This is a genomic window from Pseudobdellovibrionaceae bacterium (assembly GCA_023898385.1).
In the GTDB taxonomy this organism is placed as follows: domain Bacteria; phylum Bdellovibrionota; class Bdellovibrionia; order Bdellovibrionales; family UBA1609.
The window spans coordinates 2,275,973-2,289,255 of record CP060220.1 but is presented as its reverse complement, the minus strand read 5'-3'; the positions used below and the strand labels follow the sequence as shown (position 1 = coordinate 2,289,255).

Annotated in this window: 14 protein-coding genes; 8 read left to right on the top strand and 6 right to left on the bottom strand. The window is 45.6% G+C overall.

The window, feature by feature from the left end; all coding sequences use genetic code 11:
* Positions 1-129 precede the first annotated feature (129 nt).
* A complete protein-coding gene (locus tag H6626_10405; protein ID USN46620.1) occupies positions 130-828 on the top strand; it encodes a DNA alkylation repair protein in 699 nt (232 codons plus the stop codon).
* Here H6626_10405 and msrA read toward each other — a convergent pair.
* On the bottom strand, positions 821-1,891 hold the full coding sequence (gene msrA / locus H6626_10400; protein ID USN46619.1) for a peptide-methionine (S)-S-oxide reductase MsrA: 1,071 nt from the start codon (positions 1,889-1,891) through the stop codon (positions 821-823). The two genes, H6626_10405 and msrA, sit on opposite strands and share 8 nt — an antisense overlap.
* A gap of 188 nt (positions 1,892-2,079) precedes the next feature.
* Between msrA and H6626_10395 the strand changes: the two genes are divergently transcribed.
* Positions 2,080-2,364, top strand: coding sequence for a BrnT family toxin (locus H6626_10395; protein USN46618.1), 285 nt, complete (start codon positions 2,080-2,082; stop codon positions 2,362-2,364).
* Positions 2,361-2,576: a BrnA antitoxin family protein gene (locus H6626_10390; GenBank protein USN46617.1), complete on the top strand. Its 216-nt coding sequence runs from the start codon at positions 2,361-2,363 to the stop codon at positions 2,574-2,576. The genes H6626_10395 and H6626_10390 overlap by 4 nt, the downstream gene beginning before the upstream one ends.
* Positions 2,577-2,657: 81 nt before the next feature.
* Here H6626_10390 and H6626_10385 read toward each other — a convergent pair whose 3' ends face one another.
* Positions 2,658-3,191 (bottom strand): inorganic diphosphatase, encoded by a 534-nt coding sequence (locus H6626_10385; GenBank protein USN46616.1) that lies wholly within the window; start codon positions 3,189-3,191, stop codon positions 2,658-2,660.
* A 364-nt stretch (positions 3,192-3,555) separates the two neighbouring features.
* On the opposite strand from H6626_10385, the gene mscL reads away from it, so the two are divergent.
* Positions 3,556-3,966, top strand: coding sequence for a large-conductance mechanosensitive channel protein MscL (gene mscL / locus H6626_10380; GenBank protein USN46615.1), 411 nt, complete (start codon positions 3,556-3,558; stop codon positions 3,964-3,966).
* A 54-nt stretch (positions 3,967-4,020) separates the two neighbouring features.
* Here the strand turns inward: mscL and H6626_10375 are convergent, their stop codons facing one another.
* Positions 4,021-4,320, bottom strand: coding sequence for an RNA-binding protein (locus tag H6626_10375; protein ID USN46614.1), 300 nt, complete (start codon positions 4,318-4,320; stop codon positions 4,021-4,023).
* Between the two features lie 443 nt (positions 4,321-4,763).
* Here H6626_10375 and H6626_10370 point away from each other — a divergent pair, with 443 nt between their 5' ends.
* Positions 4,764-5,471, top strand: a complete 708-nt coding sequence (locus H6626_10370; protein USN46613.1) for a hypothetical protein — start codon at positions 4,764-4,766, stop codon at positions 5,469-5,471.
* Positions 5,472-5,480: 9 nt separating this feature from the next.
* Positions 5,481-6,428, top strand: a complete 948-nt coding sequence (locus tag H6626_10365; protein ID USN46612.1) for a hypothetical protein — start codon at positions 5,481-5,483, stop codon at positions 6,426-6,428.
* A gap of 618 nt (positions 6,429-7,046) precedes the next feature.
* On the opposite strand, the gene H6626_10360 is transcribed toward H6626_10365, so the two are convergent.
* Together H6626_10360 and H6626_10355 are read right to left on the bottom strand one after the other, a co-directional pair.
* Positions 7,047-8,189 (bottom strand): ATP-binding protein, encoded by a 1,143-nt coding sequence (locus tag H6626_10360; protein USN46611.1) that lies wholly within the window; start codon positions 8,187-8,189, stop codon positions 7,047-7,049.
* A 407-nt stretch (positions 8,190-8,596) separates the two neighbouring features.
* The gene (locus H6626_10355; protein USN46610.1) at positions 8,597-9,658 is read right to left on the bottom strand and encodes a DDE-type integrase/transposase/recombinase; all 1,062 of its coding nucleotides are present in this window, start codon (positions 9,656-9,658) and stop codon (positions 8,597-8,599) included.
* A gap of 205 nt (positions 9,659-9,863) precedes the next feature.
* Here H6626_10355 and H6626_10350 point away from each other — a divergent pair, with 205 nt between their 5' ends.
* Together H6626_10350 and H6626_10345 are read left to right on the top strand one after the other, a co-directional pair.
* Positions 9,864-11,102, top strand: a complete 1,239-nt coding sequence (locus tag H6626_10350) for a DUF1566 domain-containing protein (protein USN46609.1) — start codon at positions 9,864-9,866, stop codon at positions 11,100-11,102.
* Between the two features lie 70 nt (positions 11,103-11,172).
* Positions 11,173-11,529, top strand: coding sequence for a four helix bundle protein (locus H6626_10345; protein USN46608.1), 357 nt, complete (start codon positions 11,173-11,175; stop codon positions 11,527-11,529).
* 376 nt (positions 11,530-11,905) lie between these two features.
* On the opposite strand, the gene H6626_10340 is transcribed toward H6626_10345, so the two are convergent.
* A complete protein-coding gene (locus H6626_10340) occupies positions 11,906-13,132 on the bottom strand; it encodes a group II intron reverse transcriptase domain-containing protein (GenBank protein USN46607.1) in 1,227 nt (408 codons plus the stop codon).
* Positions 13,133-13,283 lie beyond the last annotated feature (151 nt).

Sequence of the window (13,283 nt, the reverse complement as noted above, 5' to 3'; positions counted from 1 at the left end):
AACTAATTCAGTATCCAATATGGAGCGGCTTTGGGTTTAAGGCTTGAGATTTGGATGCGGTCAAAAAGGCCCCCCTCGCGCTCCGATAACGGGGGCTTACGTGCTTCGACACTGGATTTGAGAGAGACTATGAAAATTTTGAAAGAATTGAAAAACCTAGCTGACCCAGCCGTTGCTGAGCACAGCCAGCGTTTTTTTAAAACGGGACCGGGTGAGTATGGCGAAGGCGATGTGTTTTTGGGGATTCGCGTGCCGGTGCTGCGGCAAGTGGCAAAACAGTATGGTGACTTGAAATTATCAGACATTCAGAAGCTGCTGCGTTCACCCTATCACGAAGTGCGTTCTACGGTGGTGATCATTCTCGTTAATCAATACGCTAAAGCAGCCGACGACGTTCAACGGGAGAAGGTTTATCAGTTTTACATCAAAAACTTCAAGTGTATTAATAATTGGGATTTAGTTGATGTGAGTAGCCATAAAATTGTGGGAAGACATCTTTACAATAGAGACCGCAAAATTCTATATAAATGGGCCCAATCAGAACATCTGTGGACTCGGAGAATAGCCATAATCTCTACGATGTGGTTTATTTCAAAAAATGATTATAGTGATTCGCTAAAACTATCAAAGATACTGTTGAATGACGAACATGACCTGATACATAAAGCCGTTGGCTGGGTGCTGCGCGAAGTGGGCAAAAAAGACCGAGGCCTATTAGAAAAATTCTTAAAAAAATACCACACCAAGATGCCTCGAACCATGCTGAGATATGCCATCGAAAAGCTTCCGGAGACTCGAAGGCAACAGTACATCCGGGGCACTATTTAGCGATCGATTCAAAAAGTTTGACGTACTCTTTGTAACCCTCATCTTTGAGTTTCTCTACAGGTATAAATCGCAACGAGGCAGAGTTGATGCAATAGCGAAGGCCCGTGGGATGGGGCCCGTCGTTAAAAACATGACCTAAGTGAGAGTCGCCGACCTTAGATCGAACCTCAGTTCGTTTCGTAAAAAGCGTATTGTCAGGTTTTTCAACGATATGTTCTTTTTCCAAGGGCTTGGTAAATGATGGCCAGCCGGTACCCGAATCAAACTTATCTATAGAGCTAAAAAGTGGCTCACCCGTTACGATGTCCACATAGATTCCGGACTTTTTATTATCCCAATACTCATTTTTAAAGGCTCTTTCTGTACCGTCTCGCTGTGTGATTTTGTACTGGAGAGGCGTTAGCATTTTCTTAATGTCGTCTTTAGATGGTTTTTCGTAAGTTTTCATTCTCATGCCCTTGCCTGTTGGATGATAATCTCTGTCTTTGCCCCAAGTTTTGTCAATGTACTCATCCCGCCCCGATCGATACCGATAGTATTTATAGCGAAGCGGATTTTTTTTGTAGTAATCTTGATGATAGTCTTCAGCTGGATAAAAATCACTGGCGGCAATAATTGGGGTTACAATTTTACCTTGAAAGCGGGGTGATTCTTGCCATTGGGCCTTTGATTTTTCTGCAGCCGCCTTTTGTTCGGGACTGTGGTAGAAAATGCCAGTGGTGTATTGTTGGCCACGGTCTACAAATTGGCCGCCACTATCAGTAGGATTGACCTGTCGCCAAAAAACCTCAAGCAAATCCTCATAGGAAATCACCTGTGGGTCATAGGTGATTTGCACAGCTTCTTTATGGCCAGTGGTTCCACTTGAAACCATTTTGTAAGTGGGATTCTTCACGGTGCCATCGATATATCCAGAAACCACTGAATCCACGCCGGCCAATTTTTCAAAGGGTGATTCCATGCACCAGAAACAGCCTCCTGCGAAAGTAGCATTTGTCAGAGCACTTTCGGCCCGGGCTTGCAGCGAAAATGTTAACAATAAAAATAAAATGGATAATTTCATGCAATTCTCCTTAAAAAAACCGCCAACAGCCAACGCTGAGCCATTGGAGTCAATGATACAACGAGCCCAAGATTTCCACATTCTGCATACATATTAGAGAAAATAAATAGGTCAGTAAAGGGTATTGGTGGTGCTGTAGCCCAAAAATCACTTGATTTATAATTAAAAAATAATTATACTACTAAACGATGATTCGATTTGAATGGGACCCCAAAAAAGACAAAGCAAATAAGGCAAAACATGGGGTTTCTTTTTCTGAGGCTGAAAGCGTCTTTGCTGACCCCAACGCTCGTTTAATACATGACCCGGATCATTCCAAAGATGAAGACAGATTCATCATATTGGGAATTAGTGCTGAGCTGAGAATATTGGTGGTTTGCCACTGTTATCGAGAACAAGATAATTTGGTCAGGATCATTTCGGCTCGAAAAGCAGATAAATCTGAACGAAATTCATACGGGAGATATCTATGAGAAAAAAATATGATTTTTCAGAATCCAAGAAGAACCCTTATGCAAAAATGCTAAAAAAACAAATAACCATACGCATTGATGCTGAGACCATTGCATATTTTAAGACTTTGTCTTCTGAGACTGGAATGAATTACCAAACTTTAATGGACCTTTACCTTAGAGAGTGTGCGCGAAAAAAGAAGAAGCCAAATGTTTCATGGGATGCTGCTTAATCTTAAAAACCGCCAGAAGCGTCGCTTTGCCACGTTGTTTTTATGGGCTTCAAAGATGTGAGGTTGAAGTATTTTGGCAATTTATTTCTGCGGAAAACTCTTAGAGTATCTCTCAATGGAGGCCTCAATGCTTTTTATTGCATGAGTGGGGCCCAAGAACTCTTCTACCACCACCGTTTTGTTTTCAAGAGCTTTGTAGTCTTCAAAAAATCGCTTTAGCTCAGCCAATCGATGAGGTGGAAGCTCAGAAATAGAGTTGTAGTGAGAGTATTCAGGGTCATTGGCATGTACCGCGATAATTTTGTCGTCGGTTTCCCCTTGGTCGCTCATTTTCATAAGGCCTATGGGTTTTGCAATTAAAATTGATAATGGGTGCACGGGCTCCTGGCCAAGAACCAACACATCTAAGGGGTCGTTATCTTCACAGTAGGTTCTTGGAATAAAACCATAATTTGCCGGATACTGAACCGAGCTAAACAGGACACGATCCACCCGAATCAACCCAGTGGGTTTATCCAGTTCATATTTATTTTTTGATCCTTTTGGTACTTCGATCACAGCTGGAAAGGAATGGGGGACATCATTGCCGAGGCTTACATCGTGCCAGGGGTTCATGGGGCGCTCCGTTGGTATTAGGACATACCTGCCAACGGGATATTAGCCTGTTGGCCATAAGAGAAAGGCATACTCTATAGTAAAACCCGTAGTACAGCAATTGCCAATTGGGCTGCAGAAAAGCTGGGTGTGTGTGAACGTCCAGGACACTCACCAGAAGAGGGAACCTCATAGAAGAGAGCCGTAGGGGCGGAGGCCCAAGTTACTCAAATCGGTAGAAGAATCGGCGAACAGCCAATTCGGGTTGCCGGGAAAAAATAGGGCTCTTTTTCAAAGTTATATAGAGTCTCAGTCACAAACTCCAAAATTCAATGGCTCAAAGTAAATAAGATTGCTACCTATCACTCAACATAGGAGGCCTAGTATGGGACTGGTTCAGGAGTTTAAAGACTTCGCTGTAAAAGGAAATGCTATTGATATGGCTGTCGGTATTATCATTGGTACGGCATTTGGCAAGATCGTATCATCCTTGGTAAACAATGTGATCATGCCGCCGCTAGCTTTGGCAATAGCAGGCGTGAACATCAGTGGGTTGGAGCTTATTCTTCAGCCGGGGACAGGCGGGGACACTTCCGTCACTATCAAGTACGGATTGTTTCTGCAAAGTGTGATAGATTTCTTGGTTATTGCCGGAGTGATTTTTGCTGTTATTAAAGCGGTAAACGCCTTAGCCAGAAAAGAGCAGGAGCAAAAAGAAACGGCTCCATCGGAGCCGCCTCGTCAAGAAAAACTGTTGGAAGAAATTCGCGATCTGTTGGGCTCATCAAAATCTTAAGCCAAAAAGGCTGTGACTTTTTGAAAGTCGCAGCCTTTATCAGACCGGACTCGACTACCAACGGCCGCCGCCACCGCCGCCGCCGCCACGTCGTGGTGGACGGTCGCCTTTAGGCTTTTCACGAGCTTCGCTCACACGAATTTTTCGGCCGTGGAGTTCGTGGCCATCAAACTCAGAAATGGCATTGTCGCTAGAGTTTTTTTCTTGGAACTCTACAAATCCAAAACCTTTCGAGCGGCCAGTATCGCGATCTTTGATAATGGCAACCGAAATGACTTCACCCGATTGTGAAAATAGTTGTTCGAGCTCTTGTTCGCTCGCTTCGTAAGGAAGGTTTCCTACATAGACTTTCATTGCTTCCCTCATTTGTAAGCATGTTAACACCTGAGACCGGATACAAATTAAGGGTGATTCAAACGAATAACTTAACTCATAAAGGCCTAAGAGCGTATTATTACAGACAATTACAAAGCTAAGGCAATCAAAATTTTTCTGAACTTTCGGCCGAGTCCCATTGGGAGCTAGGCGCAGCACTGTAAGGGCCTGATTTTATTCATATAAATCGGCGTGGTGCGGCAGGAGCCCGTTTTAATTATTTTGGTGTACGTAATATTTTTCAAAAATAGGACCCGTAATGGTCTCCGCCAGTGGCCAAAAAAGCTTCCGATTGGGGCTCTGGCAGCGGTAACTGTGGATTTAGTGAAAACGCATAAGATCAGCAGTTGTCAGAAAAAGTCATAAGGAATGATAATAGAGGCCGTATTGAACCGTTCAACCACCAGAAGTTAAGGAATCCTATGCAGCAACTGAGGGTTTTTGTGATAAGTGCGGCTTTTGTTTTTACGTCAACAGTGAGTCTGGCCAAAGAGATTTTAACCAATCAGGTGATAATGCCCAATGCTCCCCAGTGGCTCAAAGCCACGCAGGTAGAAAAAGTGGCCAATAGAATTCAATATAAGTTGGAATGGTCCACACGAAGAGTCAAAACTCAGTGGTACACTTCGCAAACGGATTTCGAAAAAGTTCATGGGCATGGTTCGGCGTTAGTCGCTGCAACAATCAACTCACCAGAAAAGACAGAAATACATTTAGGCCCGAAGATTCAGCGCGATAATTTTGATGCCATTTTTGGGCACGAACTGGTGCATGTGATCATCTACCAAAAATACAAATCCGCAATTCCTAAGTGGCTCGAAGAGGGGCTTGCAAATCACCTCTCTAATTCAAAAAAAGTAGACTACAAGTGGCTTGCGAAACACCCTTTTCCGAAAGATGTTAAAGAGTTGGCGCACCCACTCAAAGGCGATCCGCTACAGCTTCAATATCGGTATCGGGCGTCGCAAGCTTTGGCAGAAATGTTGGATCGAAAGTGTGGACTAGATAACTTGATACGCCTCAGTGTAGAGCGAAAAATGGAAAACTACATTAAGACTTACTGTGAGATCGACGACCTCAATCAGGCTTATCAGAAATGGGTAAAAACAAAAGCGGCATTGAAGAGCTAGGAGACAGTGATGAAAAAGAGTTTCTGGATATTGTGTTTATTTGTAGGAGTTAGTTTTGCACAATCTCAGGCCCATGCCTGGGGTAAGTGGGGTCATGCTACGGTGGGGCAGACGGCCGCACTGTTGTTAGATCGTGACCCTACAATCGAGGCTAAAATGTTGGGGAGTCACTCGTGGGGCATGGGCTATTACAACAATGTGCCAGATATTGTCTGGAAAAGCCTTCCGGGCAAGTACCCCATTGAGAGAGCCGAACACTTTCACGACACGGAAATTTTTCTTCGAGAAAAAACCACCGATAAGCTGGCAAATTCTCGAAAAGAATTTGAGGAAAAAAATAAAAAAGTTCCTCTACTAGCCGGTCGAGCACTTTGGAGAATATCTGAACTCAATGAAAAGCTAACGCAGTTAACGAGCAAGCTAAAAGAAAACAAGGCTGGTAAAAACCTTAAAAAGTATCAAAAAACTCAAGGTCAGTGGCTGTCATTGGCGGGCGTGATGGGCCATTACGTCGCGGATTTGTCACAGCCTCTCCACTGCAGTGAAAACTATGACGGGCAACTCACGGGACAAAAAGGCCTTCATGCTTTTTTTGAAGAAGTCTTGGTTGATCAACTTGAGCCGGCCGTGGCCGGAGAAGTGTTTGTTGAGGCTCAGAAGAGATGGCCAAAATTTAAAGAAGAAAACAAAGCGTTAAGCGTGTTTGAGTTGTCGCAAAAACTCTGCAGTGAATCGGTCGGCCATTTACCAGAGGTATTGAAAGTGGACAAAGAGGTAGGACGAGCCGATATAGCTAAGGCCGCCTCGGCTCACAAAAAACTGATAGTGGATCGATTGGCTTTGGGGAGCCTCTATTTGGCTGAAATTTGGCGCAGGCAGCTGGGTTGGACATACAGAGGAAAGAAGTTCTATTTCTTTGATCATAAGCCGGCTTACATTCGACCCGGCCGACGTTAAATGTTGGATCTAGTTTTGAGACACTGACCGCGAACACCATTGGCGGGTTTCAACTAAAATCAACGTTCCCCGCCATTTCACTGACAAAATCAACCGAAGCCTAAGAAAAAGTGAAAAAATCGTTCAAGTTATACTGAAGTTTACTCGTTAGTTTGCCAAAACCAAATTGGTCAAGAGCTACTTCAGCCCGACTTGCCTTATGCGGGACTTAACGCTTTTGCTCTAGCCCTATCGTGGTATCTCTCAATTCTGCCCGTGGGAGCGGTCAGCTTGGGACTTCTGGGACACGGCATGCGAAGCTGTACAGCTGCAGCGTGTGGCCGTCCTTCGCATTATGTCCTAGTGCTCGTTCATATACGTCTCGAATCCCTGAAATCTACCGATGGCCCCGAGGTTCGCCGACTCTCGTACTGGAGAGGGGACTTTTTCCTTTCTTGGTTCAGTACTGCTTTATTTCACTGTCTCCCATGGGCACCATAACACGTTGTGGGGTATAGGTTCGACTGTCGAAACTAGGGTTGAAAAGAAAAGGGGCCGAAATTAGAGTCCCAATAGATCTTTTTGTTTGAAACGCAGGTCGAACGAGTAAATTTCTTTCGCTCTGAGGTGACCTAACGGTTATAGATGTTCTGCAATGGTTTCTGGAGTTATATACATAGGATTCAGGGCGTTGGGATGTGCTAAGTAGAACTCCTCCAAAGCTTGTTCGTGTCGAGCCTGGACCTCGCCGTAGGTGACCTGTATAGGCTGCACGCCGAAGTTAGTTTCAACTACGAAGTCTACTTCGCTTTTTCCCTTCCAATAGTAAACCTGTGGATACTTTTTTCTTAATTCTAGAAATACATAATTTTCGAAGTCTTTGCCTAGGTCTTTTCCGGTATTTGTCGCCACGGCTTTTCTCAAGCCGGGGTCAATAGCGTAGTATTTGCGGTTTCGATAAGCTTGTTGCTTTTCTGAAAAAGCAAAATACGGGCAGCTAAATAGTAAGTAGGCCGCTTGCGCTGCCTCCAAATACAGAGACGCTGTGTCCGCCGATATTCCAGCAGCAGGAGCGAGTTTTCGAAGGCTCATTTCAGCGCCTACGGATTCAAAAACCATTTTTATTAGGCGCTGGATTTTTAGTGAAGATTTTGCTTTAAGCCGTTCTCGTAGATCACGTTCAGTAATATCAAGAAAGTACTGCGCCAGAAGTGGTTGAGCGTTTTTCTCTTTCAAGGCCCGAGGAAAACCTCCTTGTAATAGGTAGTTGTCAAAGCTCTTTTTTGGAAACGCCGATTGGACTTCATTCCAGCTTAAAGGATATAGCTCATAGCTTTTGTGACGCCCGGTAAGAACAGAGGAGAATTCTCCGGACAGTAACGACGCATTAGACCCAGTGATGATAAAACAATCCTCAGTAGGGTTGTCCACGCGCAGGCGAATCCACTTTTGCCAATTGGGCACCACCTGGATTTCGTCAAAAAAGAAATGTATTGGGCCCGTGGGATGGTGTTTTTTCACTTGCTCGTAAAGAGTTTCAAGAAGCTCCACCTGCAAATGACCAATCAGACGTGGGTCTTCAAAATTGATGAAAAAACACTGACCTTCTTTAAGCTTCCAGTCATCGACCAGTTGACCAAGAAAGGTGGATTTGCCACATCGGCGAACCCCTTGGATCACCGTGACCAAATCAGGACTTGGGGGAGCTATTTTCAGGTCTCGGCGCCAAATCTCGTCTGAACGTCTTGGCAGCCAGTCCTTAGATATTTCAAAAAAATCCATAAAAATCCAATGGTTGCAATATATGTCGAGTATACTCGACATATATAAAGATGTCGAGTGTATTCGTCATGCATTCCAATCTATGGGTCAAAGGGCCAACTATAAGTCCGTCAGTCTCCTCCGGCGGCAGCAAGGGCACCTTTGGGCTAGGAGGGCATGGCGACAGATGAAGGTGAGGGGGGCTGAAGTAGCTCTTGACCAATTTGGTTTTGGCAAATTAGCGAGTAAATTTCTTTATATGTAAAAAATTAGTGTGCCAGATCAACTCTAGAAGGTCTCAAATGACTCATTTTGAGGCCATTCGCCTACAAAATCGTCAAATAAGACCATTCGCCTACAAAATTCGAAGCTGCTCCCTCCGTTAAAAACCCAAAAAATTGTAGACTGCGGTTGATGGTGTCAGTGACTTATGCTGCCTTCATGGTTGTCTCACTTTGGGTATCGGCAACCAATAATTTTTCTTTAGCCCCGGGTTTTAGCACTTGAGGGTACTGCAAGAGGTACTCGTTAGCAGACTTCCATCCGAGAGCTTTTCGAAGTCGCCAAGAGTTTTTCCATTGGCAATACTGTTCGAGGTATTCATTGAGCTGCTCGATGTTTTGCGGTTTTGCTCGATGGAATAACTCTTCATCGTCCATGCGGTGTGAGCGTTCTACAAGCCCGTTGAGCTCTTTTTCTCCTGGAGGTATGAGTCTGTGTCTGATGCCGTGTTCGTCGCATAGCTCATCCAAAATATGCGGCAATGGATCGTCGATTCGTGAGACAAATTTATTTGTAAATTCCACGCCATTGTCTGTCTGAGTACTGGTTATCCAAAAAGGCACTGCTCTTAGTAGTTCGATCATAAAGCGTTCAGTCTCCCAGTGACCATAACCTTCATAGGCCCTCTTAAATTCCCACCTCGATGCGTGATCAACGAAGTTATAGACGTAACACTTCTTGCCGTTTTCAAGGAGAGTCGTTTGCCAATTAACATCGATCTGCGTGTGCACTCCTGGCAACTCTACTTTCACGACAGTGGTGTGGCTAGATGCTGGCTTTGCTCGCCTCTTAGAGCCCACAAGGCCCGCGTTCTTCAAAAATCGATGGATGCGGTAGAGTGACAGCTCCACTCCAAGGTAACGTTTGAGGTGGGCTTGTATCACCTCAGCGCCCCAACCACAGAGTTTGCGCCATCGCCTTATGTGATGAGCCGTCCAACCAGTGATGTCCTCTGCTTGTCGCCCTGGTGCCTTTCTCGGTGCTAGTTTTTTGTGTCCACCCTCGAGATAACTCTTTCTCCAGCGATAAACAGTGCGGCCAGATTTGCCAATTTCCAGACCCACAAGTTCATAGTCTAAGTCCGAAAGGTTGCCAGAATGTTCCCTCTTAGCCAGTTCTATCAACGCAAGTAGTCTCAAGGTGAGATTTTTATCTTTTTTTCGAAATTTCTTGGCTTCCCTTCGCAGTTTATCTAAATTAAGACGCATTGCTAACTCCTTGTTCTTCTTGGTGTTTATTGTTTTGAGACATTAAATTTCACCAAGAAGACTTGGAGTTTTTCAAGTAAAATCAACGTTCCCCGCCATTTCACTGACAAAATCAACCGAAGCCTAAAAAAACCCAAAAAATCCGATCAAGTAATTCGGACCAACGACCGATATGAAGTTCATCAAACCAGATGGAGTTTTTAGCATGACAAAATGCCGCCCAAAAAACATGAAAACTTACCGATTAGTCGTAGGCGCCAGTTCCCTGGCATTGGCCGTGCTGTTGTTGTCAGGTTGCAAAATCGGAGACAATTCAATCAAGGGATCAGTTAAGGTGACGAGTCAGTCCAATCCCTGTTCGGAGGGTTTTAATGCCGGGCCGTGTGTGGTGGAGCCTGGGTATTTTTCGGCATCAGAGGGCAGCAATGTCATAGGCAGTGACGGTGAGGTCACTTTTTCAATTCCCCAAGGCTATTATTCTGGCGCGCAAACCTGCACAGCTCAAGACTCAGATCTTACACCTGGCAATATTGCAAATGGTGTCACGATCTTCGGTGTGACAGGGTCACTCAGTGCTGGCGCATCCAGCTTGGCAGCCAACGCCCATCGAAATCTCGGGACCACCCAGATCAGCCAAAGTGATGAGGTGACGACTTATGCTGGTGTCGACCTACCAGCAGGGTACCGGGACGTGCCAGACATTCTGCTAGACGATGATGGCTACGCAGGTGGCAACGTGACCTACGTAAACCGCACAGGGTGGAGTACCACCACCTGTGGTCTTTCAGGCACGGTTGATCAGAGAATAGCGGACTGTGCGGCAAATGGCATCATAGGCACTGAGGCCACGTGGGATGGTGCTGTTAAAGGCAATGCGGGGCAGGGGGCTTGGAAGCTGGTCACTCGTGAAGGCGACCTAGGGAGCTCTCTAGCCGGTGCGGGCCGTGAGGTCTGGCGCGATGAAAGAACAGGACTCTTGTGGTCGTCAAAAGTGGCAACGAGTTTAAACTGGTGTAAAGCCAGCGGCAGCAACTTCATTACCAATAACCCGTTTGCCCAAGATGACCCCAATAATTATTGCGACAATGCCACTTACCAAACAACCGGGACAGGCCCTGGGAATAAGGCCATAAGCGCTTGTTACGAAGATGGTGAGAATTACTTCACGGGCACAGATGGCGCCATTGACGACGCAGGCAAAGGAAGTCTAGGGTTGGCGTCTACGCCAGCTGTGCGTTGGCGGCTGCCAACCATTTACGATTACAACGTAGCCAATGCGAATGGCATTCGCTTTGTGTTACCGGATGCCGATGGCAATTTTGAGTGGTCCGCCTCGGTGGTTTCGTTTTATCGAGACCTCGCCTGGGGCTTCCTCGGATCTTCTGGCTTCGTCGGCAACAGCTTCCGCGACGTCACAGGGGCGGTTCGGTGTGTTGGTCGCTAGGCGTGGCCTGTATTATTTAGTGATTTAATAATTTTTTCCAGTGGCCTGTGCAGGCCGCAGATGGTTGAATGTGGCACGATATCAGCATTTACCGGTATACCAACTGAGCTATAGCTTGGTTCGCGAGTCTTATCACCTTAAGGCGAAGCTGCCGAAGCTATTGAAGTACGATTTGGGCTCAGACATCAGTCGGTCTTGTTTACGGGTTCTTAAAGGGGCCATCTTAGCGAACTCCCATGCGGGAGTGTCTCGAGTTCGAATACTTGTTCAGGTCAGCCTCGAAGTTGAAGTATTGTGGACCTATTATCGATTGCTGTATGATCTCAAGGGCATCAGCGGTGGTGAGTTTCAAGTGATATCAGAACGTCTGAGTGAGATTGGATCGCAGATCAATGCGTGGCTCAAGTGGGCAAAGAAAAATAGTTGAGGGCTTGCCAGGGATAACACATTTAGCCTAAACCTGCGTTTGAGTTACTTGTTCGAGTTCAAAAGTTCATGGATTTTTGAAGATAACATTTAGCTACCACGGGAGCCCGGCCATACCAGACGGGTATGGCGTGAAGTGACGAACCTAAGGAGGCCTATCTTCTTGGGGGGCATAGAACAGGGTGCATTTTTTGCTGAATTGGTCCGCCTCGGTGGTTTCGTTTAATCGAAACAACGCCTGGAACTTCAACGGATCAAATGGCAACGTCAACAACAACAACCGCAACAACACAAGGGCGGTTCGGTGTGTTGGTCGCTAGGCGTGGAAGCGGGTATCTCAAATGCCCTGGCCTTGATTTAGGCCAGGGCATTGTTTTTTATCGTAGCTTAATAGATAAATAATCATCACTTACGATGAGAGGCTCCCAAGTTTGAAAGACCTCCTGAGGCTGGTCGTGACCATCAGTGAGGCTGTGTTTCAAGTGATTGAGGGCTTGTTTTCTATAAGTGTACGTGCGGCTATGGGCCATTGTGCCCAAACGAGCGTTTATGGGCTGGATTTGACGACGTTGAGCGGAATAATCGATTGGGCCGAGCCAATGATTTCTCAGGGGCGGATGCAGACGTGTGTTTTCTAAGCCCTTAATGGCCTTTATGAGTTCCCACTTTTTATTTGATTTATGAAAAACCTGCAGTGGGTTTTTTGCATCATATTTGTCACATCTTAGCCGGTACCCTAAAAAGAAAATGCCCGCAGTCAGTTCGGTTAGTTTTGTCTTATTCGTTTGGAGGGTTTGGTGGCGGTGATTAAAGAGCCATTCCGAAATCAATGGAATCATGCTACCAAGACGTTGGGGGCAGGCGTCCAAAAGTAATAGGTCGTCCACATATCGTATGTAACCAGCGGGCTTCAACTTATGCTCAATAAATTTATCTAGGCCATCTAAATAAACATTGGCGCCAAACTGACTTGTTAAATTACCAATGGGAATGCCTTTGTCTGGAGGTTGGTTGAACCAAGATTTTTCCGGCCTAATAACCTTTCGATGTATGTGTCTGTTAACCATGATGGCATTTTTTCGGCTGTCTGCGCCCACGGTCTTATCAATAAGGAAATTAATCACACTTTGTTCGGGTAGGGCATTGCATTTCAAAAGCGAAGTCAGAGTCGGACGATGAATGGTCGAGAAAAAGGTTTTTATATCCAGCTGCAGGGCCCAGCACCTTTTGGCGCCACCTTGAGATATGATTGAGACCCGCTGTTGCGCCATTCTAAGGGCATGGTGGGGGCCGAGGCCTTTACGGCAGGCAAAACTGGATGAAGAAAATTGTTTCTCCCACAAGGGCTCTAATTTTGAAATTATAAGATGATGGATAATTCTATCACGGTAATCAGCCGCAAAAATCTCTCGCGGCTTGGGTCGAGCCACGACAAAACATTGGGCTGGTCTTGTGGCATAACGGCGACTATGGATATCTCTATGAAGAGACAGAAGGTTTGCTCCAAGGTGCTGTTCAAAAACTATTTGGGGAGCACTGGGCTTCTTGCCTTTTCTGCAGGACTTGTGACCGGTAAGAAGATCTTTAAAGTTGGGCCATCTCATCAATATTTATTTATTGGGGGTGTTTCTGTTGAAAAACTGAATTAAGCTTTTCACATATATTCCAAGTGTCATGCTTTATCTCTCCAGGAGCTTGAGGCCTTCGATGCGGTGATGTACGGAATTTTTCGGAAAGCTGCGGAAATCAATTCCG